Origin of the sequence: Granulicella sibirica (assembly GCF_004115155.1) — a bacterium.
Taxonomy (GTDB): domain Bacteria; phylum Acidobacteriota; class Terriglobia; order Terriglobales; family Acidobacteriaceae; genus Edaphobacter; species Edaphobacter sibiricus.
On record NZ_RDSM01000001.1, the window covers coordinates 740,075 to 763,097 of the forward strand.

The 23,023-nt window shown below is 59.0% G+C and carries 17 protein-coding genes; 8 read left to right on the top strand and 9 right to left on the bottom strand.

All coding sequences use genetic code 11. From position 1 onward, the window contains the following. Positions 1 to 137: 137 nt before the first annotated feature. Together GRAN_RS03020 and GRAN_RS03025 are read right to left on the bottom strand one after the other, a co-directional pair. Positions 138 to 755, bottom strand: a complete 618-nt coding sequence (locus tag GRAN_RS03020; protein WP_128911517.1) for a TMEM175 family protein — start codon at positions 753 to 755, stop codon at positions 138 to 140. An 84-nt stretch (positions 756 to 839) separates the two neighbouring features. Then, positions 840 to 2,324, bottom strand: a complete 1,485-nt coding sequence (locus tag GRAN_RS03025; protein ID WP_241654313.1) for a PAS domain-containing sensor histidine kinase — start codon at positions 2,322 to 2,324, stop codon at positions 840 to 842. A gap of 221 nt (positions 2,325 to 2,545) precedes the next feature. Between GRAN_RS03025 and dxs the strand changes: the two genes are divergently transcribed. Beyond that, complete coding sequence (gene dxs, locus GRAN_RS03030; RefSeq protein ID WP_128911518.1) at positions 2,546 to 4,462, top strand: 1-deoxy-D-xylulose-5-phosphate synthase; 1,917 nt, start codon at positions 2,546 to 2,548, stop codon at positions 4,460 to 4,462. A 42-nt stretch (positions 4,463 to 4,504) separates the two neighbouring features. Here dxs and GRAN_RS03035 read toward each other — a convergent pair whose 3' ends face one another. Then, positions 4,505 to 5,464, bottom strand: coding sequence for a sugar phosphate isomerase/epimerase family protein (locus tag GRAN_RS03035; protein WP_128911519.1), 960 nt, complete (start codon positions 5,462 to 5,464; stop codon positions 4,505 to 4,507). Positions 5,465 to 5,663: 199 nt separating this feature from the next. On the opposite strand from GRAN_RS03035, the gene GRAN_RS03040 reads away from it, so the two are divergent. Next, a complete protein-coding gene (locus tag GRAN_RS03040; RefSeq protein ID WP_128911520.1) occupies positions 5,664 to 6,989 on the top strand; it encodes a Gfo/Idh/MocA family protein in 1,326 nt (441 codons plus the stop codon). A 371-nt stretch (positions 6,990 to 7,360) separates the two neighbouring features. Continuing rightward, on the top strand, positions 7,361 to 7,657 hold the full coding sequence (locus GRAN_RS03045) for a hypothetical protein (protein ID WP_128911521.1): 297 nt from the start codon (positions 7,361 to 7,363) through the stop codon (positions 7,655 to 7,657). Positions 7,658 to 7,868: 211 nt separating this feature from the next. Here the strand turns inward: GRAN_RS03045 and GRAN_RS03050 are convergent, their stop codons facing one another. The 6 genes from GRAN_RS03050 to GRAN_RS03075 form a co-directional block, all read right to left on the bottom strand. Next, on the bottom strand, positions 7,869 to 9,596 hold the full coding sequence (locus GRAN_RS03050) for a S8 family peptidase (protein WP_128911522.1): 1,728 nt from the start codon (positions 9,594 to 9,596) through the stop codon (positions 7,869 to 7,871). Between the two features lie 438 nt (positions 9,597 to 10,034). After that, positions 10,035 to 10,853: an ATP-binding cassette domain-containing protein gene (locus tag GRAN_RS03055; protein WP_128911523.1), complete on the bottom strand. Its 819-nt coding sequence runs from the start codon at positions 10,851 to 10,853 to the stop codon at positions 10,035 to 10,037. After that, positions 10,854 to 12,479 carry an ABC transporter substrate-binding protein gene (locus GRAN_RS03060; protein WP_128911524.1) on the bottom strand — a complete coding sequence of 542 codons (1,626 nt, stop codon included), beginning with the start codon at positions 12,477 to 12,479 and terminating at the stop codon, positions 10,854 to 10,856. Positions 12,480 to 12,482: 3 nt separating this feature from the next. Next, entirely contained in the window at positions 12,483 to 13,271 is a 789-nt protein-coding gene (locus GRAN_RS03065) for an ABC transporter permease subunit (protein WP_128911525.1), read from the bottom strand. Next, positions 13,268 to 14,125 carry an ABC transporter permease subunit gene (locus GRAN_RS03070; protein WP_128911526.1) on the bottom strand — a complete coding sequence of 286 codons (858 nt, stop codon included), beginning with the start codon at positions 14,123 to 14,125 and terminating at the stop codon, positions 13,268 to 13,270. The genes GRAN_RS03065 and GRAN_RS03070 overlap by 4 nt, the downstream gene beginning before the upstream one ends. Further along, positions 14,122 to 16,473 carry an HD domain-containing phosphohydrolase gene (locus tag GRAN_RS03075; RefSeq protein ID WP_161570816.1) on the bottom strand — a complete coding sequence of 784 codons (2,352 nt, stop codon included), beginning with the start codon at positions 16,471 to 16,473 and terminating at the stop codon, positions 14,122 to 14,124. The genes GRAN_RS03070 and GRAN_RS03075 overlap by 4 nt, the downstream gene beginning before the upstream one ends. A 545-nt stretch (positions 16,474 to 17,018) precedes the next feature. Here GRAN_RS03075 and GRAN_RS03080 point away from each other — a divergent pair. The 5 genes from GRAN_RS03080 (at position 17,019) to GRAN_RS03095 (ending at position 22,989) form a co-directional block, all read left to right on the top strand. After that, the gene (locus GRAN_RS03080; RefSeq protein ID WP_128911528.1) at positions 17,019 to 18,080 is read left to right on the top strand and encodes a ComEC/Rec2 family competence protein; all 1,062 of its coding nucleotides are present in this window, start codon (positions 17,019 to 17,021) and stop codon (positions 18,078 to 18,080) included. A gap of 152 nt (positions 18,081 to 18,232) precedes the next feature. After that, a complete protein-coding gene (locus GRAN_RS25835; RefSeq protein WP_206662694.1) occupies positions 18,233 to 18,547 on the top strand; it encodes a hypothetical protein in 315 nt (104 codons plus the stop codon). 29 nt (positions 18,548 to 18,576) lie between these two features. Further along, complete coding sequence (locus GRAN_RS03085; RefSeq protein ID WP_206662695.1) at positions 18,577 to 20,175, top strand: beta-L-arabinofuranosidase domain-containing protein; 1,599 nt, start codon at positions 18,577 to 18,579, stop codon at positions 20,173 to 20,175. Positions 20,176 to 20,214: 39 nt separating this feature from the next. Further along, on the top strand, positions 20,215 to 20,598 hold the full coding sequence (locus GRAN_RS03090; RefSeq protein ID WP_128911529.1) for a hypothetical protein: 384 nt from the start codon (positions 20,215 to 20,217) through the stop codon (positions 20,596 to 20,598). Positions 20,599 to 20,712: 114 nt separating this feature from the next. Next, positions 20,713 to 22,989 (top strand): TonB-dependent receptor, encoded by a 2,277-nt coding sequence (locus tag GRAN_RS03095; protein ID WP_128911530.1) that lies wholly within the window; start codon positions 20,713 to 20,715, stop codon positions 22,987 to 22,989. Positions 22,990 to 23,023 lie beyond the last annotated feature (34 nt).

Here is a 23,023-nt window from a genome sequence, read left to right on the forward strand (position 1 = left end):
TCTGGTCAGCCACACGTGTGGCCCGGGTACACGTTCGGGCGGCTCGATAAAGTGGAGTCGTTCGCTACGCTTAGGATGACCGCGAAAAACATGCAACGACCAAATAACAAAGAAGGAACACGAGAAGGAACGTCTCGTCAGGATGGGTGGATGGGGTGGGATGGGTCCTCGTGGGTGTGTTCGACGCTCAGGTTGGGAAGAATCCAGATGAGGGTGACGACAGTGATGGCGGCGAGGGCAGCGCGAGGATACGGGAAGGCGAGCGGAATGGTGCAGGCGTAGACGAAAAGGGAAAGCCAGTGCTTCGTCCTGGCGGCGGTGTCTTCGTGGGCAAGTTCAGCGTGGTGGCGGAGATGGCGCATTACAGCAAGACGCAGAAGCATGAAGGAGAAGCCTGAGACGATGTTCGAGACGCCATAGAGGACGACGGAGAAGGTATTGATCTGCTTCTCCAGAACGTAAGAGGTAAAGAAAGGGAGAAGCGAGAGGCTGAAGAGGAAGGCCAGGTTCGCGTAGAGCATGGCGTTGTCGATGCGCTCGATGCGGTCGATCAGGTATCGGTGGTTGATCCAATAGATGCCGGTGAGGGTAAAGGACAAAGCGTAGACAAGGAGCGTTGGAAGGACAGCGTAGAGACCGGCGAGGCCGTCTTGGTGAGGAACCTTGAGCTCGAGAACCATGATCGTGATGATGACGGCGATCACGCCATCGGAGAAGGCTTCAAGGCGCGCGGGCGTGGGTAGTCTGCGGGGCATGGCGGGGTCCGGTTCCTGGATTTCATTGCAGAATACAGTGGCGCGGGAATTTGGTCGTGCAGGCAAAAATTCTGGAGCGAAGACCTAACGGCTTATGGCGTCGTAGGGCAGGAACACGACGAAGGCCGTGCCATAGCCGACACGGCTGCGGACCTGAATCGCTCCGTTGTGACGGTCGATGATCTCCTTACAGATCCACAAGCCGAGTCCTGTTCCCATGATGCCTTTGGTGGTGTAGAAGGGGCGAAATGCCTTCTGGATGGTCTCCGGGCTCATCCCGCTGCCGTTGTCCGCGAGAGTAAGAGCGATCCCGTGCTGGCCAGTGACGTAGTTCGTGCTTTCGCGTGTGCGCAGGAAAAGGCTTCCGCCTGGAGCAAGCGCATCGAGCGCGTTGCCGAGCAGATTACTGATGACCTGGCGTATCTCTCCTTCGAAGCAGCGAACGGGGCTATCGGCGCGATACCGGGTCTGAACCTGAACTCCAGAGTTGAGGATGCGGCCCTGGTAGATGGACAGTACGCTGCGGATGAGAGCTTCGCCCGTGATCGCCTGCGGGCTGGTGGATTGCTTGTGAAAGCGAAGTGTCTGGCTGGTGACAGCAGCCATGCGTTGCAACTCGTGATCTGCGCTTTCGAGATAGCCTTTCGCCAGATCGAGGGTCTCGCTATTGCGTGCGAGATAGAGCAGATTCGTGACCGACTCCAGCGGGTTGTTGATCTCATGCGCGATGGAGGAGGCGAGACGGCCCACAACCGCGAGCTTATCCGACTCGATGAGGGCGAGTTCCGCCTTCTTCTGCTGCGTGATCTCGAGCGAGGAGGCCGTGATGCCTTGGATCGCGCCGTCGGATCCGAGTACGGGAAAGTAGCTGACGACCCAGTAGCGATGGTCGGTGGGATCGTTGATGAGCGTCCCTTCGAGTGGGAAGTTGACGACAGGCGGACCACCGCTGGCTACCTGGTCGAAGAGCTCCCGCAGGCCCTCGATGGGAGCCATTTCCGTGAGCGTGCGGCCGACGACCTGTTCCGGCTTGAGACCGAAGAATGCAGCCTGACGGTCGTTGAGACGAAGGTAGTGATAGTCGTCGAGATCGAAGAGCGCAAGACCGATGGGAGCGGTGCGGTAGACAGCCTCGATTTCGGCGAACTGGCGTTCCATCTCTTCGCGGCGCCGAAGCAGCTCTTCCCGGTCTCTGCGCTCGGCGGTTATGTCGCGGAAGAAGAGAATGATGCCGTCTTCGGAGGGCAGTGTGTGGATGTCGAAGAGGACATTGAGGGGTTCGGGGTAGAAGTACTCGAAATGGGTCGCGACCCCTTCGTCCATGGAGCGGTGGTAGTTGATCCAGTAAGGCGAATCCTGGATGGCTGCCGCCGGGTAGGCATCCCATAGAGAAACGTCGATGAGTTCCCCGCTTGGGGCGAGGATTTCTCGCGCGCGGCGATTGAGAAAGGTGAAGACGTAGTTGCGATTGAGGAAAGCGATTCCGTCTGAGGTCGCCTCGAAGAATTGGGTCATCTGGCGCCGGATCGCCGCCGTGCTCTGCGCTTCCACTTTTCGGCGTTCCAACACGATGCGATCCTCGTCCTGATGCTAGCCAAAGTATAAATGTGCCCGAGCGACAGGCTCTCGCCGCTATGCCGGTTTTGGGGTACCGAAGCATAGGAGGGCTGCGAAGATTCCCGTTTGGGGGGCCGACCCTGCGCGCTCAGCCTCGCGTTTGAGTCAGCCGGGAAGTTGGTATAGTGAATGGTTGCGGCTTGTTGGCATGGGTCGCCTGAGAAAAAGACGCAATGGACACGATTCTGAGCACGATCACATCGCCGGCGGACCTTAAGAGCATGTCGATGGTGCAGTTGACGCAGTTGGCCGAGGAGATCCGGGAGCGGCTGATTCTTGGGGTTGCCAAGACCGGGGGTCACATTGGGCCGAACCTCGGGGTGGTCGAGCTGACCATTGCGATGCATTACGTGTTCGATACGCCGACGGATAGCTTTATTTTTGACGTTAGCCATCAGGCGTACGTGCATAAGCTGCTAACAGGGCGGGAACACCTGTTCGATACGATCCGGCAGCCGGGTGGGCTGAATGGTTTCATGCTGCGAACCGAGAGCGAGCATGACAGCTATGGGGCTGGACATGCCGGAACGGCATTGAGCGCGGCGCTTGGGATGGCGGTTGGGCGGGATCTCGCCGGCGGCACCGAGCATATTGTCGCGCTGGCGGGAGATGCGGCATTTACAAACGGGATCTCATTTGAGGCGCTGAACAATGTCGCCGCGCAGACGAAGCGGCTGATCATTGTCTTGAATGACAACGAATGGTCGATCGATAAGAATGTGGGAGCGATCGCGGAGTACTTCCATAAGATCGCGATGAACTCGACTTATGTGAGCCTGCATGATGCCGCGGCGGGGTTTGTGGAGAAGATCGGTGGCAAGGCTGCCCGGCACGTTGTGCGGCGAGCGGAAGAAGCGGCGAAGGGCTTGGTCGGGCGGGGGATGATCTTCGAAGAGTTCGGAATCAGCTATTTCGGGCCGATTGACGGCCATAACCTGCCGATGCTCATTGAGACGTTCAAGTTTTTGAAGACGCAGAACAAGCCTGTGGTGCTGCATGCGATTACGCAGAAGGGGCGCGGGTTTCAGCCTGCGCTCGAAGGTCAGAAGAAGTTCCATGGGCTTGGGCCGTACCATCCGGAGACGGGCGAGACGAAGCCCGCCATCCAAAAAACGTACTCGGAGATCTTTGCCGAGACGCTGACGAAACTAGCTACGGCGAACGACAAAGTCGTTGCAATTACGGCAGCGATGCCGAACGGTACGGCACTCGACCTCTTCAGGCCGGTGCATCCGACACGGTACTTCGATGTGGGGATCGCCGAAGAGCATGCCGTGATCTTTGCGGCGGGTCTTGCGATCAAAGGGTTCAAGCCTTTTTGCGCGATTTATTCAACGTTCCTGCAGAGGTCGTTCGACCAGATTGTGCATGATGTGGCTCTGCAGAAGCTGCCCGTGGTGTTCTGCATGGATCGCGGCGGGCTGAGCGGAGACGACGGACCGACGCATCATGGGCTATTCGATATCAGCTACCTGCGTGGGGTACCGAACCTGATCCACATGGATCCGGTGGATGAGGATGAACTGGCAGACATGATGTATACAGCCATGCTGCATGACGGTCCTAGCGCGATACGCTATCCGAGGGGGACGGGGCCGGGAGTTCGCGTCAAGGAGCAGCCGGTTGCGCTCGAGATTGGCAAAGCCAAGGTGCTGAAAGGCAGGCCTGGCGCTGAGGTTGTGGTGTTTGGGCTCGGCGCGATGATGGCGGAGGCGGAGCGCTTTGTGGGGATGCTCGAGGCAGGGGGCTTCAGTGTGGCCCTGATTAATCCGCGGTTCGCAAAGCCGGTCGATCGGGAATGCGTGGATCGGTACGGGGTAGAGTGCGGCCTCGTGGTGACCTTCGAGGACCATGTGCTCGCCGGCGGATTCGGTTCGGCGGTGCTCGAGACGCTGAACGAGTTGCAGATCGATGTGCCCATGGTGCGGGTGGGGTGGCCGGATGAGTTCATCGAGCATGGGAAGGTCGAGGCGCTCAGGGCCAAGTATGGGCTGACGGCCGAAGCTGCCGCGGAGACTTGCCGGGGGGCGTTGGAAGAGATCGTGGAGTGGCGCGCGGAGAATCGTCGACCCCACCTTAGCCGACGGTAACGCCGTCGTCGAAGGTGGGACGCCCGGTGGTCGTCTGGATGGCTAGCAGGGAATGTTGGCTTTCTGCAAGGTGTCCTTCAGGCCCTTCATACTGATTCGGGTGGAGGCTTCGGCGGTGCCGCCGCCGCGCCAGTGAGTTTCAAGGGAGACACCATACTTGTAGCCGTCGCGCTGGAGGGCCTTAAATTGGCCGACCCAGTCCACGATGCCGATGTCGACGGGCTCCCAGTCCCACTTCGCATTGGGAAGTCGTTTGGCGTTCTTGACGTGGCAGTGGCCGATGCGGTTCTTGGGAAGCGCGTCGTAGGCGTTCGGGTAGGGAACGTTGCCCGGGAAGGTGGCGGCGTTGCCGGGATCCCAGTTAAGCATGAAAGCTGGGTTGGGGATGGCGTTGAGGACGGCGAGTGCCTCTTCGCCGCTGCCGGTGTTGCAGGCCATCTCGTTCTCGAGGAGAAGGACGAGGTTATGCTTCGCGCACTTTTCGGCGGCTTCACCCAGTTTGCGATTCATCTCGGCGCGAAAGGGTTTAGGGTCGTCGAGACGCCAGAAGTCGAAGCAACGGATACGGTCGGTCCCGAATTGTTTGGAGAGGTCGATGAGATGGTCAAGGAGGGCGTCCTGCTCTTTATAGTCGAAGTCGGCCTTGAACTTGTCGCGGTGGGGGCTCTCTTTGGAGACGGGTGCCCCAGGGAGGTCGGTCTTGAAGAGGGGGCTCGCAAGGTCAGTGACGCGGAGATTGTATTTGCCCAGAATTTTTCTGGATTCGTCGATCTGCGCGGAGGTTAGGGCAGAAATATTGGTGTTCCACATGCTGCGGAGCTCGATCCACTGAAGACTGAAGTCGCGCGAGGCGACGTAACAGGCGTGGTCAAAGTCGGGAGAGATTTCGTCGTTGATGACGGCGAGACGGAAGGGACAGGCCCGGACGGTTTGCGCAAACATCTTCGTGGAAGCAGTTGCAGCGGCCATGCCAAGGATCATGTTGCGGCGGGAAACGGACATGCTCGTCCTCCAGAGGTTCGACCGTAAACGATCCAAGACATTCTTCCACAAAAGGCCGAGAAGTGGCGGCGGCTTGCGATATCAAAGGCATATGGGGATGGATTGCGTATGGTGGGCATTCTCGTATAACGTTATCGCGCGTGCGGTTGCGGCGGTGCGAGCTGAAGTTGGTAAGACCAAAGAGGTCTGAGGAGAGAGCGTGATTACTCGACGGGAGTTTATAGATGGAGTTGCCCTTGGGGCTGCCGGACTTGCGCTGAGTTCGTCGGCGAGAAGCTATGCACAGATCATGGGCTCGAACGATCGGGTGACCTTCGCGACGATTGGATTGAACAGCCGGGCTTATGCGCATCTTTCTTCGCTGAAGGCGAACGAGAAGACAAGCAGGCTGGCACATATCGCCGATGTGGACAGCAAGATTCTGGATAAGTACTGCGGGAATGCGACGAAGGAGCTTGGGTATGCCCCGAAGACGCATGGCGATTTCAGAAAGATGCTGGAGCTGAAGGAGATTGATGCGATCACGATTGCATCTCCGGACCACTGGCATACGCCGATGGCTGTGGCGGGTTTGCAGGCGGGAAAGAATGTGTATGTCGAGAAGCCTTGCAGCTACGATCCGCATGAGGGTGAGCTGCTGGTAGCGGCGCAGAAGAAGTACGGCAAGCTCGTACAGATGGGAAGCCAGCAGAGGTCGTCGCCCCATTCGATCGAGATCGTCGGGAAGATACACGGTGGTCTGATTGGCCGGGCTTACTTCGCAAAGGCCTGGTATGTGAACAATCGGAAGTCGATTGGCGTGGGAAAGGTGGTACCCGTCCCGTCGACACTCGATTGGGATCTTTGGCAGGGCCCGGCGCCGCGCCAGGCTTACAAGGACAATGTGCATCCTTATAACTGGCACTGGTTCAAAGTGTGGGGCACGGGCGAGAGCCTAAATAATGGAACACACGAGGTCGATGTGTGCCGGTGGGCTCTAGGCGTGGACTTTCCGAAGACGGTGTCCGCGCAGGCGGGCCGTTACCAGTTCAAGGATGATTGGCAGTACTACGACACGATGGTCACGGATTTCAACTACGAAGACAAGATGATCACGTGGGAAGGACGCTGCTGCAACCCGATGAAGTTGTACGACCGGGATCGCGGATCCATTATCCAGGGAACGAATGGATCGGTGATCGTCGATCGCGATGGCTACGAGGTCTATGACCAGAGTGGCAAGAAGAAGATCGACGAGTTCAAAGTGAACACGGCGAAGACGTCATCGACCGATACGACGGGCAAGGACTCGATGACCGATCTTCACTTTGCCAACTTCATCGCGGGTATTCAAAAGGGCGAGAAGCTGAATCAGCCGATTGCATCGGGTAATGTCGCAGTGACGATGCTTCAACTGTCGAACGTTGCATGGGAGACGAATCGCGTGCTGACGCTTGATCAGACGAGTGGACACATCGTCAACGATGCGAAAGCGCAGGCGATGACGCATCGGGAATATGAAAAGGGCTGGGAACTGAAGATTTGAGGTGCTTTGCGTTATGAGTCGGCATAAGTTTGCAGTTATGCTGGCTCGTTGCGCTTCAGCACTTTCTCGATTCGACTTTGGTGGGCCAGGTCGGGAATAAATCGTTAGTAACACGTATCGGTGTAGACGTGCAACCGGACTTCGTGCGTCTCTTTCTGATAAATTTTGATGAGGGACCTGCATTGCCGCAGATAACTCGCACGGGACCGCCCCGCGCGAGAACTGCCGACATGATGCCTCATTTGCTTCGCTGCACGGGATGCGTCTGAGAGTAACAACCTGGGATAAGAGAAGAGCGGGATACTGAAGGCCACATGCCGCTTGAGTGCTTAGCGATCCAAGAAGCCCAGGAGTGAGGATCTGAGAACGATATGTATGAATCGATTCTTTACGAAATTGATGCGGAGATCTCGCGGCTGCATGCATCGAAGGCCAAGCTGCTGAAGAACGTTGGTACCGCTCATAAGAAGCCGGGTCGTCCGGCTAAGACCGTAACGGCTGCGACCAAGCCTACCCGGGGAAGTACAACCAGGACGATGAGCGCTGAGGGGCTAGAACGTATTCGCCAGGCGCAGTTTCGGCGCTGGGCCGCCGTCAAAAAGGCAAAGCGGGCCGCATTAAGAGCTGCCTCTCCGACGGCGAAGGCAAAGAAAAGAACCGCGCGGTAAGCTAAACAAGAGGTCCGAGGTAAAACATCCAAGCCGAAGTCGATATAAGAGTCGGTGAAGTTATCAAGAGCCGGATACGCAATGCGCGTGTCCGGCTCTTGTTTGTGGTTCACCTTAACAGCGAAGAAGAGCTGCAGTCGCCTGCTTAAATGCGAGATACGCATCGGCGGCAGGGTTCTCCGCGGATGCGTATCTCGGTTGTCAGTTTTTATTAGAACTCGAACGGTGCGTCTGCTCCCCAGAGTGCGGTTGCACCCCAGAGTGCCGTGGCACCCCAAAGGGCGGTTGAGCCGTTGACATCTTCCGCACCCCAGAGAGCGGTCGCGGCTGCCGGCGTAGAGGCACCCCAAAGAGCAGTCGCACCCCACAGAGCCGTGTATGCCTGAGGATCGTTAGCGCCCCAGAGAGCCGTGGCTCCCCACAGAGCGGTCTGGCTGCCGACGAAGGCGTTGGCGCCGTAGATCTCCGAAGCTCCCCAGAGAGCGGTCGCACCCCAGAGTGCAGTCTCCGCCTTGCTGTTTGCCGCGCCCCAGAGTGCAGTGCTGTCGATGACGAGGTTGGTTCCACCAGTCGTCGAATCAAAGACCGCGACGGGGGACATCGCGGTGCCCTTAGGGAGCATGAGACCGAACTTCGCGATGTTGATCAGCGAGGCTTCTACATCGAGATAGCCGGCGCCAATGGTGAAGACATCGTAGTTCGCCTTGAAGACGGTGCCGGTGGTGGGATCGGTGACGCTGCTGGTCTGTGGGAAGTAGCTGCGGTTTGAGCTCTTCATCATGATCGCCTTCAACTGGTCGGGCGTGATGAGGGGATCAGCCTGCAGAAGGAGGGCGGCCGCGCCGCTGGTGACGCCGGTGGCCATGCTTGTGCCGCTCAGTGGGAAGTAGTTGACCGAGGATTTACCGTTGCCGCTGACCGTGTAGAAAGAGTTCAGGGTGACGAAGGAAGGATTGTTGATCGCGAGAGCGTCGTTGGAGAACTTCAAGCTGCTGACGAGATTGCCGGGAGCGACGATGTCAGGCTTGACGATGTGGTCGATGAACGAAGGACCCTTCGAGCTGTAGCTGGCGATGAGATCGTCGTTGATGCCTGCGGTGCCGACGGTGCGCATGGCTCCAACCGTGAGAACGTACGGGTCGTTGCCTGGCGATTCGATCGTGCCGTAGCCTTCGGGGTTGAGGGCGAGGTCACGTCCATCGTTGCCGGCGGCGACGACGACCATGATGCCGGCCTTCCAGGCCTTCTCTACAGCCTGGCAAAGCGGGTCAAGAGCATATCCCTCCCAGATGGGCCGTCCGAGCGAGAGATTGATGACGCGGATGTTATAAGCCGACTTGAGCTCGATGGCCCGCCCAATGGCGGCGATGACAGAGGAGTCCGTACCGGAGCCATGTTCGTCGAGCACGCGAAGGTTGATGAGGTTCGCGTTCGGCGCTGCACCGGAAAAGGTACGGAAGTACTTGGAGCCTGTGGAATCGTTACCATTTCCGGCGATCAAACCGGCGACATGGGTGCCGTGACCGAAATGATCCGTGGCATCAGCATCACCGGGGATGAAGCTCTCGCTATAGACGATGCGGCTGGCAACCTTGCCTCTGCCGTGGAGATCGTCAACGAGACTTATACCACTGTCGATGACGGCGACACCGACCCCGGTGCCGTCGAAGCCGACCTTCCAGACCCAGGGTGCGTTGATGGGCTCGGTTGTAAATTCGGCGGCGGTGACTGTGACCTGGCGAGCGCCAACATGGCGGTCCGAGGAGATATAAGCGACGTTGGGATCGGCGGCGATCTCGGCCACCGAAGATGCCGGCACGGTGGTAGCGATCGCGTTGATCGCCGTCAACTCCGTACCCGAGGTTGTTACGTGGGTCGGGCTCTTGGTGAGTCGCGGCAGACCTGGGACTGTCTTGTACTGGATGATCACTGGGATCATGGACGCGGGCGAAGCTGAAGAGGCGTCGGATGAAACTTTCGGGCTGAGGGTGCTCTGGGAGTGAGCTACGGAGGCGAACGGTACCACGGCCAAGAGAGTCAAGATCGGTCTAAAGTAGCGAGACAAGCTGTTCACTGTAATGCTCCTGTGGAAGTCTTTGAACTAAGTCCAAATCGGCTAACTCTTCGCTTTGGCTGCGTGACACGTTCGTGCGGCACAATGTGATGCCTGTTCTGCTTGAGTCGGCGAGCGTCATTCGGTGCCGCGAAGTTCTTATTCTTTGTTTTTATCGGGCATTTCGGCCCTCGTGAGTAACAGTACCAGTGCCCAAAAGGGGAGCCATCACCCTTTAGTTGCACCCTCGAAGAAGTTCGAGGGATAGTGGATGGCCCACCGGAGTGAGGAGGGTCCTCTATTGGTCGTTATTTCGCGGATTAGTTACCTGGCGTTACCATCCCGGTACTCGAGGAGGATTCGGGGTGGGGCGGGAAGGGCGTTCAGCAGAGCAAGTGTGGCCGGGTGCACTGCCTGCTCGATGCGATCGACTGAAAGTAACTCGACGATGGTTCCGGTATCAAGTACGGCGATGCGGTCGCAGAGCTGTAGCACGGAGAGAAGATCGTGCGAGATATAAAGCAGCGTCGTTCCCATGGTCTGATTGAGATGACGCAGAAGCTTGAGGATCTCCGCCTGCGTGACGGGATCGAGAGCGCTTGTAGGCTCGTCTGCAACGAGAATCGCTGGGCGATGCAGAAGGGCTAGCGCGATCATCACGCGCTGAGCCTGCCCGACACTGATCTCGCCGGGCTTTCTCTTCAGGAAGCTCGGGTCGGTGGGGAGCTGAACCTCGGAAAGAAGCGTCGCGAGGCGTGTTTCCAGTGCGGCGCGGCCCCTGTTGTCGTGCGCGCGCCATGCTTCGTCAAAGTGTGCTCGAAGCGAGACGACCGCATTGAGGGCGTTCATGGGACTTTGTGGAATGAGCGCGATACGGCTTCCCCGCAGGCGGCGGGCGTCGCGCTCCGGCATGGTGAGGAGGTTCTGCCCTTCCAGGAGAACCTCCCCCGTGACCGTACCTCCGCGCCAGGGAAGAAGTCCCAGGAGAGCGAGGATCAGTGTGCTCTTCCCTGCTCCGCTTGTGCCAACCAGGCCAAGGGACTCGCCTTTTTCCAAGTCCAAACGGATATCTCGCAGGACCGATTGACGCCCGTAGGAGGCCTGGAGGCTGACACGGAGTAGTGGAATAGCGCCTTCGCTCATCTAGCGAGTTCCCTGCCTTCGGATCATGTCAACGTTCCAGACAACTCCGGGTGAGAGGACGGCGGGTTGAACGCCGCCAAGTTGCGGCGATATCGCATAAAGGGTATTTGGGTGAACGAGATAGATGAAAGGCTGCTGGTCGGCGACGATCTGCTGAACCTGGTCGACAGCACGCTTGCGGTCCGGGGCGCTAAGGCTTGTGGCCTGGATCAGCATCTGCCTGTCGATCTCGGCCTCCCACGGAGTGGCTGGACTTTTTTCGGATGGATTCCATTGATGGTTGGGCGAAGAACTGAGCCAGAGGTTCATCATGGAGTTCGGTTCGGGATCGACATTCGAGAGGCCGAGAAGACAGGCCTGGTAGTCCTGCGTATGCATGAAACGTTCGATGAGTGCTGGGAAATCGAGCGTAACGATAGTGATCTCGATGCCAAGTGCGGCCAGATCCTGCTGGATAAGCGTAGCCATCTTCTGACGTGCAGCATTGCCGGCGTTGGTGAGGATCGAAAACTTCACGGGTTGATTGCCGGCGTCGTAGAGGGTCTTACCGCTCAGATGGAAGCCGCTCGCCGCGAGGAGGCGGGTGGCAGCCGCGACATCTTCGTGTGGGTAGTTTAGGGTCTTGTCGTACCAGGGGGTGTTCGCCGGAGAGATGAAGCTGTATGCGGGTGTGGCGTGGCCGTCGTAGGCGATGCGGGCCAGGTCGGCACGATGAATTGCCTGCGAGATAGCGACGCGGAAGCCGCGGTTCGTGAACCATGCTTTCTCATACGCGGGAAGCGGTGAAGTTGGGGACTCGTTGAACCACATCTGCTCGGTGTTGAGGGATGCGCCAAGGTCGCGCACGGCTCCTGGAGAGCGTTTGGAGAGCGCTGTGAAATACTCGGCGGGAAGGTTGTCGATGAGATCGTAGTCGCCACGCTGGAAACCGGAAATCTCCTGTTCTCGGTTGCTAAGAATGTCGAGGCGGATGCCGGAAAGATAGGGCAGTTGGACGTTAGCCCCATCATGACGCCAATAGTTTGGGTTGCGCTTGAGGCGGATAGACTGGCCGCGCTTGTAGTCGGCGAGAATAAAGGGACCGGACGTCACACGGGCTTCGCTTGGATGGTCGGCAGGCTCGATCGCAATCTCGTCGAAGACACGAGCAATGGCCACGACGCGCTTGGGCAGGGTAACACGGACTGTATGCGCGTCCGGGGCTTCGACTTTCACGTCCTTTGGGGTAAGGAACTCTTCGCCGGCCGGAGCCGCAGTGACTGGGGCAAGGACCCTGCGGATCGACCATGCCGCGTCGCGCGAGGTGAGGTCGGAGCCGTCCGAGAATCTGAGACCAGGACGAAGGTGGAAGGTCAGGACGCGGCCGTCAGGAGACAGGCTGTAGGTCTCTGCCAGGTCAGGTTCAGGCTGCTGGGTGAGACGGTTGACGCGGAGGAGGACACCGCCGGTAAGAAAGCGGACGAGCTCAGAGGACTGGTCGTCAACCTTCGCCGGATCGAACGTCTTGGGGTCGTAGCGGATCGCCCAGGCTAGTTCGCCGGGAGCTTTCGCGGAGGTCTGCGTAAGCAATGGGAGGACGATAAAAAGGAGTGCTCCGATGGAGACCCGGTTGGTGCGCAAACCCATGAGTTATACCTCTACAGCGAATGATTCAAGCAGGAGCAGAACGGCGACGAGCAAGGCTATCGGGAGATAGACCCAGCTAGAGCGGGCGAGAAGCGCGGAGTTATCGAGCTCGAGGAGCATAGTGCCCCACGAGGGAAGAGGTTCGGCGATGCCGAGGCCGAGCGTGCCCAGGTTTGCTTCAGCCACGATGAAGGCGGGGATACAGAGGAGGAACTGCGGAAGGAGAAGCGTCCTGAGGTGAGGAAGAAGATGAAGGCGAGTGAGCTGGACGGGACGGAGACCGCTGGCTCGGCCCTGCATCATCCACTCGGAGGCCCGAAGATTTGTCGCTCCGCTATAGACGGTGCGCGCGCAGGCGGACCAGCCGAGGAAGGCGAGGATGATGAACGTGATCGCGGCTGAGTGCATCGGCGATGTCGTGAGAGGCAGGCCGGAACGGACGAGCATTAGGAGGAAGAGCCACGGCAGCGTAAGGAAGAGGTCACTTGCGAGCATCAGAAGGAACGCAACGACTTTCGGACTGAACGCGGCAAGGGTGCCGACCGCCGCGGCAATGGCGGTCGCGACTGCGGATGCCGCGGTTGCCCCGGCGAAGGAGATTAGCAGGGCCGCGGAGATTCTCACCGTGCGATCGCGGCCTAGTTGGTCGGTGCCTGTCCAGTGCTGGGGGGAAGAGCTGGCCATGATGGCGTCGCGATCCTGAACGGCGTAGCTGCGCCCGGGCTTGAACACGATAAGGCTGGCGGCCAGCATAAGGAGAAAGAGGATTGCAGCGGCGAGGCGAGGCTTCATGCGGTTTCCAGGGGCCGCATCCGCTCGGAGACCATGCCCGCGCAGGCTACGGCAAAGGCCATGAGGAGAGTCACCGTCAGGAGGACGGGGAGGTCACGATTCATCGCCGCGGACCATGCGAGCTGACCGAGGCCGGGAGCGTCGAAGATGACCTCCACGGGAACGACCGCGCTGAGTGCGGTGACGAGGGATAGCGTCGCCAGGGCGAAGACCTGAGGGGCGACGTTAGGCAGGATGAAGGTGCGGATCACGCGATGGAAGCGCATTCCCTGGGCCCGGACCTGGAGGAGATGGGGGGCACGCCAAGCGACGCGGAAGAGGCGGGCGAGGAACTTGAAGTCGCGTGCGGCAAGGATGAGGCTCAGGACGAGAACGGGGCCGCCAGTGTCGGCAAGGAGCGAGACGGTCGCCATGGCTCCCGTGGGGATGGCAAGCAGGAGCGTGAAAGGTGCCGACACGAGGGTCGCTCCCCGGCGAAGCGTGCTGATGGGCAATGCAGCGGCGAACGCAATCAGCCATCCGTTGACGATACTGCGGGCGAGCAGTGAAAGCGTCACCCCAATCCGGGGGCGAACGAGTTCGGAGACGGGCGCGTCGTACTGGCGGGATCGGCCGAGGTCCCCGTGCAGCCAGCCAGCAAAGACATTCCGCGCAATGGCAGCAAGCGAGCCATGCTGGTTCTCCTCGGTCTCAATGGCGGTGTTGGCTGACTGAGCGTATTTCGGGTCGAGCTCGCGGATGTCCGTATAGTACCCAGGGGAGAAGCGCATCAGCACGATGGTCCCCATGGCTGCGAGAAGCATGAGGAGGAAGACACGGCTTAGTCGGCGGACGATGGCGAAGGCCAGCGTCATGCGACTTCGGCTACTTTGCGCGGCCTGTCGATGGGACTGGCGCCCGCCTCGAAGTACTTACGCTTATGAAAGTACATGCGGCGATCGGCAAGCCCAAGCAACTCTTCCGCCGTGTTCCCATCCGCGGGAAAGAACGATGCTCCGAGGCTGACCGAGATATTCATCTCGATCTTAAGATCGGTGGCGGCATGCCTGACGGTCTCCTCGATCAGCTGGAGTTGCGGTGTGCAGCTCTTCATGTCGATGCCGGGAAGGAGAAAGACGAATTCGTCGACCCCGATGCGAGCCACGCTGTCGTAGGAGTGACAGCACGCACGGAAGCCGTCCGCAACAGAGCGGAGAAGCTCGCTCGCCATCTTCGGACCATACCGTTCACTGATTGCTTTCAGCGAATTCAGATTGCAGACGACAACTCCGAGCTGCTCGCTTCCCTTGCTTGCCTTGATCAGGTCGGCTTCCATCCTCGGGAAGAATTGGCGGGTGTTCGGAAGCTGGGTAACGACGTCGACGCGAAGATCCTTTTCGGCGCTGCCGAAACTGAGCACATTCTGCAGGGTGAGTGAATATTTCGCTTCGACGGCCTGCAGGATGCGGAGATGATCGCGCGAAAAGGCGTCGAGCGCGCAGGCGTAGATCGTCAGGACGCCGAAGATGTCTCCCGTGAGGTTGAAGAGAGGAAGTGAGAGGGCTGAGCTCAGCTCCATCGTTGCATCCCTGCCGGCCTCGTAGTTCGGCTCGACCTTTGGATTGCCGTTGAGACTGGGCCGGCCACTCTGCGCCACCCATCCGGAGAGCCCTTCACCAAGAGGAATAGGCCGTGCGGAAAAGGACCGGGTGCCATGGCCGTCGATATACCGGACAGAAAGAATGTCACCCGTCTTAAGATAGAAGGCGAAGCAATCGAACGGGATAAAGTGGCGCAGACGCGAGGACATGACGGAGATGGTTTCGTCAGGGCTGAGCGATGCCCCGAGCGTCTGGCTCATCTCGAAGATCGCCTGCGCCTCTTGACTCGCGGCAGCCACATGGTTCAAGGCATCGAGCCTTGCCGCCTCGCCGGAAGCCAGTTCGCGAGCTACGGCATCGGAACTCTCATTATCCTGCTGGAACCCGGCGCCTGGAGCCTCTCCGCGTGCGACGGTCACGTCAATATTCAGGGGTTCGAGTCCCTTGCCGTGGAGCCGGGCGCGCTCTTCAAGTTCGACATGTCGTTTCTCGAGTACCGCCACGACACGTGGATCGAACTGGATTCCAGCTTTGCTTCTCACCATCGCCATGGCCTCCCCAATGGGGAGCGCTTTGCGGTACGGACGGTCGGAGGCAAGGGCGTCGAAGCAATCGACGGCCGAAAGAATACGTGCGCCGATCGGGATCTCTTCACCCTTGAGCCCGTCAGGGTAGCCGCTTCCATCCCATGCTTCATGGTGCGACCGGACGATGGGAACGACGGGATAGGGAAAGCGGACGCGCTCCAGAATGTCCGCGCCCACGACGGGGTGAATCTTGATCTTTTCGAACTCTTCCGGCGTGAGCTTGCCGGGTTTGTTGATGATGTGCTCCGGCACGGCGAGTTTACCGATGTCGTGGAGAAAGGAGGCTGTCATCAATGCATGCATCTCCAACTCGGTGATGCCAAGCTCGACGCCGATCTCCGCGACATACATGCGAACGCGCACAAGATGGTCGTGGGTATTGTGATCCTTCGCCTCGATCGCCATGGCGAGGCCCTCGATGGTGCGGAGATGGAGGGCTTCGGTCTCCTCCAGGTGGATCTGGCGATCCCGGACCATTGCCATTTGAGCGCGGTAAGCACGATGGATCGTATAGATGACGGGAACGAGCAGGAGCGAGGTAGTCCAGCCAAAGCGGACACTGATGAGATCGGCGACGGCCGCGAGGACCGCTCCGACCAGGTAAAACGGAAGATACCAGGGAAACTCACGCCGCCAGAGCGCGACGGGTGCTTCTCCCTTGGACCAGGCGATGACCAACGCAACCGGAATAGTATTGGCGAAGAAGTAAGTTGTCGCGGCGAGGGCGAGCGCGGGAGCCAGTTCGGTCCCGATTCTCGTCGCGCTCAAGAAGGTCAGAGTCGCTAACGCAGTTGCCGTGATCACGTTCGCGACGTTGAACGCTATCTGGACGAACGTAAACGGCTTGATGACCCGGATGCGGCATTGGGCGATGACGGAGAGTGCGGCCAGCGCGATAGCCTGGCCGGGCGAGAGCTGAACGATGCCGAGAAGGATGAAGGGAAAGTTGACGGCCATGGTGCCATCGCCCTTCGGCATGGCGACCTTCATGCCAGAACTGAGGAGGACGGCGACGAGATACACGGCGAAACGCAACCAAGTGTGTCCCGGGTAACGGGTAGACCACACCACGCTGCACGTTCCAACAAGAATAATGAGAACGATGAGTGCCCTTACCCGGTTCGGCATCCTGCCCCTTTCCCTAGAATCTCAACAGTTGGGCCCAAAACGACGCAAAGGAGTTACTCATGGGTAACTTACCTTGCCGGTCGCGGAAGAAACGTCTCGCAAAGACGGGTTCTTACGTTACTCACAACGGTAACCACTCGTACTCAAGCCTACTATAGCTCTAAGGTTGTACGTGAGGGAACACGGGTGGGACGATGGCTCTAATAGCTTTTCGTCAACATTCGACGATGTTTTTCAAGGAGTTATAGGTTGCACCGGGGTTTCCTGGTAAACAGTTACTCTCAAGTTACCTGCGCAGCGCATTCCCTGAAAGAGTCACCCAGACACCAAATCGAAATAGTACTGCGGGACGCTCGGATCTGTAGAGGTCAGCGCTAGCTCGGAACATGTAGGTGTCGCCCTCGGTCGTCCGCAGGTTGCCAGAGACAGCGTTCAAGGCGTACACAGATGGAATGAAATCTGGTTTGACACTTCTCGCTCCCCTTCTCGTCTGCCTTGGTGTTGTTTTCTACACGCCGACTGCGAGGAGTCAGGCCGCGCCCCACACCGATGGGTCGCTCAGGGTCTATTTCATTGACGTGGAAGGGGGGCAGTCGACTCTGTTCGTCACGCCGGCTGGACAATCGCTCTTAATCGATACGGGATGGCCGGGAAACAATTACCGCGATGCGGACCGGATCGCGGGAGCGGCAAAGCAAGCCGGTATCAGCAAGATCGACTATGTTCTTCTCACGCACTATCACGCTGACCACACGGGAGGGGTCCCTCAACTCGTCTCTCGCATTCCCGTCGGTGCTTTCATCGATCATGGGCCAAATCGTGAGATGGATCACGGAATTACCGAGAAGGACTACTCTGAATATCAGAAGGTGCTCGCGGCGGGAACATATCAGCATATTGTCGGGAAGCCGGGCGATACGTTGCCAATCAAGGGAATGGACGCGCATGTGATCAGCGCAGATGGCAACCTGATCTCGAGTCCACTTCCCGGCGCGGGGCAGGCGAACCCGTACTGTGCGACGTCGGAGGTTCGTCCGGCCGATCAGACGGAGAATTCGAAGTCTCTTGGGATAGAAATCACCTTCGGATCGCTCAAGATTCTCGACCTGGGTGACCTGACCTGGGATAAAGAGATGCAACTCATGTGCCCGCAGAACAAGCTTGGCAAAGTCGATATCCTCATCGTTTCGCATCACGGGTGGGAGCAAAGCTCCAGTCCGGCCCTCGTCGATGCGATTGGCGCTCGGGTGGCAATTATGGATAATGGGGCAAAAAAGGGCGGTTCTACCCCTGTTCTCAAGACTTTTTTGAAGGCTCCGGGGCTGGAAACGCTATGGCAGATCCATTTCTCCGAAGAAGGTGGCATGGAGAACAACACTCCGGAGAAGTACATCGCCAATGTCCCGGGGCCGGATGCGGGGCATGGAATCGAGTTGACGGCGCATGGGGACGGCAGCTTCGATGTGACCAACACGCGGACGGGTTACAAGCAGAACTACGCGGCGAAGCACTGAAAACGTGCGGTAGAACGTGGGGCGATGTGCGGTAAACGTGGTCAGCGGTCGCGTACTAAACGTGGTGAGAGGTGCGTCTTTATTGGGTGAATGCGATTTAAGTGCATGTTTTTCATGTTCGTGGTGAAAATGGGGTCTTCCGGAGGCGACGTTTGTCAAGCGCGGGTGGTTACGACCCGAAGATTACGAGACGGGATGCTTTGAAGATGGCGGCGGGTGCGGCGCTGGCAGGGACGTTGCGTGCGGAGACGGCGGGTGCGGCTAGGAGGCTTGCGGACGGGACGTTCCGACCTCTGCCGCTGGGTGAGGTGAAGCCTCTGGGATGGCTGCAGCGGCAGCTTCGGGTGCAGGCGGATGGGATGGGCGGACATCTGGATGAGTTCTGGCCGGATGTGGGGGGACGAGTGGATGGCTTGGCGGGAAAGGCGAGAGCTGGGAGCGTGGGCCTTACTTTCTGGATGGGCTGATTCCGCTGAGCGTCCTGCTGAATGACGATGTGCTGAAGGCAAAGGCGCAACGGTTCGTAGAGTGGACACTGACGCACCAGGCGGCGGATGGGATGATTGGGCCAGCGAGCAACGATGACTGGTGGCCGCGCATGGTGATGGTGAAGGCGCTGGCGCAATACCAGGAGGCTACGGGAGATCCGCGGGTGCTACCGGTGCTGACGAAGTACTTCAAGCATCAGCTTGTGGCGATGCCGGGAAGGCCTCTGAAGGAGTGGGGTAGGTTCCGATGGCAGGATGAGGTTTTGGTGATCGAGTGGCTGCATGAGCGGACGCAGGATCCGGACCTGCTGAAGCTTGCGGCGCTACTGAAGGAGCAGGGATATGACTGGGAGGCCAGCTTCGTCGACTTCAAATACACCGAGCCGGGGGAGATGCATAAGACGCCGCTCGAGACGCATGGGGTGAACCATGGGCAGGCGTTGAAGGTTGCGGCGGTTCAGTATCGGCTCAGCGGAGATAAGTCGGAGAGGGCAAGCTATTACCGGCAGCTTGGGGCGCTGGATAAGTACCATGGGCTGCCGAATGGGATGTTCTCGTGCGATGAGCATCTGGCGGGGAGGAGTCCGAGCCAGGGGACGGAGTTATGCACGGTGGTCGAGACGATGTTCTCGATGGAGGTGGCTCTGGCAGTGTTTGGGGATGTCGCGATCGCCGACCGGTTGGAGAAGATCGCGTTTAATGCGCTGCCGGGGACGTTCACGGACGACATGTGGGCGCATCAGTATGACCAACAGGCGAACCAGGTGCAGGTTGGGTTGAACTCGAAGCCGTGGCGGACGAATGGGCCGGAATCGAACCTGTATGGGCTGGAGCCTAACTTCGGGTGCTGCACGGCGAACTTCCACCAAGGCTGGCCCAAGTTTGCGGCGAGTCTTTGGATGAGGACGGCGGATGATGGGCTGGTGGCTGCGCTGTACTCGCCGTGCGAGGTGAAGACGATGGTGCGAGAGACTCTCGTACGTGTGGTCGAGGCCACGGAGTATCCTTTTCGCGAGACGGTGAAGCTAACGGTGACGCCGGAGAAAGCGGTGCGGTTTCCTCTGTCACTGAAGGTGCCTGCGTGGGCAGCGGGAGCTACCGTTGTGGTGAATGGCAAGGCTGAGGGTAACGTGACGGCTGGGGAGTTTGTGCGGATCGAGAGGACCTGGGAGGCGGGGGATGTAGTGGAGTTGACGCTGCCGATGAAGCCGGTGGCGACGAGGTGGTTCAATGAGGCGGTTGCCGTGGAACGGGGGCCGCTCGTGTTCTCGCTGGATCTGCAGGGACATTGGGTGAAGTTGCGGGAGCGTGGGTTGACCGCTGACTGGCAGGTGTTTCCGGGAAGGCAGTGGAACTATGGGCTGGATGTATCAGGCCTGCGAGTGAGCGAGGAGACGGTGGGTCCGGTCCCGTTCGCGGCTGCGAATGCGCCGGTGAAGATCCATGCGACGGGACGGCGGGTGAATGGGTGGAAGCCGGAGGATGGGGTGGCGCTGCCGGTGCCTGTGTCGCCGGTGGAGAGCAGTGAACCCGTGGAGGAGCTTGTGCTGATTCCGTATGGGGCTGCGAAGCTGCGGATCACGGCGTTTCCGGAGTTGAAGGGCTAGGCGTTTGCAGGTGGGGCGGATTTAGGGTTCAATCAGGATGTGCGGAAGCTCCTCTCCATCCTGCTGCTGACGCTGTTCAGCTTCACCCTCGTGTCGCCGCTGTTTGCTCTCGGCGGGGACGTAGAGGATGGGCTACCGGCGTGCTGCCGGCGAGGCGGGGCGCATCAATGCGCGATGGGGATGGGCGGTCATGGGGACGCGGTGCAAGCGGGTGTGCGGTTAAGCGCGCCCTTGCAGAAATGCCCTTATTGCCCAAGGGCTGTGTCGTCGGTGCATCAGGATGTGATGTCGGTTGATGTGTCGGATGGATTGTTCGCCTCGCTGATGACGCATCCGGCCGGTGTGGCGCAGACCGAGTCGAAGTGGCGCATCTCGCGTGACCGGTCGCGTCAAAAGCGCGGACCACCTTCCCTGCTCGGCTAAATCCTTCTCTTCGATGGCAATCTTTCCGGGCTCGATGTTACGAGACCGAGGTGATGCCTGCGAGTGTTTGGAATACCGATGGGCCGCGAATGATGTGGCCGGGAGTTTTGCTTCATGCGACGTTTTGTCTTCGTTCTTGTCTTGTGTCTGGTTGGTCATCCTGCCGCGTATGCCACAGTTTTTGGGCAGGTGCAGGGTGTGGTTCACGATACGCAGCACCGGCCTGTGAGTGGGGCTTCCGTGACGATTCACGCGGCTCACTCAGCCTTTACAACCACAACGTCCACGAATCGTGAGGGTGCGTTCGCGCTGCCTGCAGTGCCTCTTGGAGATTACCTGGTTACGGTGACGCAAGTCGGGTTTCGCGTGGTGGAGCAGAGTATTACACTCGCTTCCAATACGACCCCGGTGATGCACTTCGAACTGCCGGTGGGGAGTGTAAGCGAATCGGTTACAGTTTCGACTGACGCGGGTGGGGCGAACATCAACTCGGTGACGCCGACCGCATTGATCGGGCGAGAGGATATCGCCCAGACGCCGGGGGCGGACAGAACGAACAGCCTGGCAATGATTACGGACTTCGTGCCGGGCGCGTACATGACGCATGACATGCTGCACATGCGTGGGGGCCACCAGGTAAGCTGGCTTCTCGATGGGGTGCAGATTCCAAACACGAATATCGCGAGCAACCTGGGAGCGCAGATCGATCCAAAGGACATCGACTATGTCGAGGTGCAGCGAGGGAGCTATACGTCGGACGTGGGGGACAGGACCTATGGGGTCTTCAACGTGGTGCCGCGGACAGGCTTCGAGAGGAACCGGCAGGCTGAGCTTGTGCTGACGGCAGGCAGCTTTCTCCAGACAAATGACCAACTCAACTTTGGCGATCACACAGAGAAATTCGCATACTATGCGAGCCTGAGTGGAAACCGGAGCGACTATGGCTTGTCACCGCCGGTGAGCCAGGTGCATCACGACGCGAGTAACGGATACGGTGCGTTTGGCTCGCTGATTTATAACAAAACGCCGAAGGACCAGTTCCGGCTGATCGCGCAGATTCGGAATGACACGTTCCAGATTCCATACGACCCGGATCCGAACAGCTTCGAGAATGCGCAGTTCGATTCGAGCGGGCTTCGCGACAGTCAGCATGAGCGAGATGGTGTTGTCGCGCTCTCATGGCTGCATACGTTCAACTCTTCGACCGTGCTGCAGGTGTCGCCCTTCTTTCACCACAATCGCGCCGACTACGAGCCGAACGTGAACGATACTCCAGTGGCGACGACATCCGATCGGACGTCGAACTATGGTGGAGCGCAGGCATCGATAACAACGGAGATCGCGCGCAATACCCTCCAAGCGGGCTTTTATTCCTTCGGACAGCATGACAGTTATCTCTTTGGCGCAGTTTTCAATGATGGAAGCGGGAACACGAACTTCTCCCTGCCGGACTCTGCTTCCGGTGGTGTCGTCGAAACGTTTGTTTCGGATAATTACAAGGCGACGAACTGGCTGACACTGATTGCGGGGTTGAGGCAGACGCATTTCCAGGGGCAGTTCAGCGAGAACGAGGTTGATCCGCGGTTCGGAGTCGCGGTGCGGATACCAAGGCTAAACTGGGTGTTTCGTGGATTCTACGGACGGTTCTACCAGCCTCCGCCGCTGCTGACGGCGGCTGGGCCGGTGGTGCAGTTTGCCCAGGCGAATAACACGGACTTTCAGCCGCTGCATGGGGAGCGGGATGAGGAGCATCAGTTCGGTGTGCAGATACCCCTGAAGGGTTGGGTGCTGGATGCGGACACATTCAAGACGCGGGTGAATAACTTTCTCGACCACTCGAACATTGGGGACTCGAGCATTTATTTTCCAGTGACGGTGGATGGGGCGCTGGTGCGGGCGTGGGAAGTTTCACTGCGTTCCCCAAGGCTATGGCGGTTCGGGCAGGCGCATCTTGCTTACTCGAACCAGATCGCCGAGCAGCGTGGCGCGATTACAGGTGGGCTGATCTGCGCGCCGGTGAGTTCGCCGCAATGCGATGCGGATCCGGGGTACACGCCCGTGGACCATGACCAGAGAAATACGTTGAACGTTGGGTTCAATGCTTCCCTGCCCTGGCGCGCGACGGCTTCGACGAATGTCTACTATGGCTCGGGGTTTGTGAATGGGAGCCCGGATCCGACGACACCGTATCCGAACGATTATCTGCCGGAGCATACGACGTTCGACTTAGCCATCGGAAAGAGCTTTGGGGAGAGAACTACGGTTTCTGTCAATGCTTTGAATGTCGGTAATCGGCGGGTGCTGCTGGATAACAGCCTTACCTTTGGCGGCTTTCACTATAACGATCCGCGAGAGATCTATGGGGAAGTGCGATACCGGTTCCATTACTGACGGTTCGGACGCAGAAGAGGCTTCCAGGTGGGAG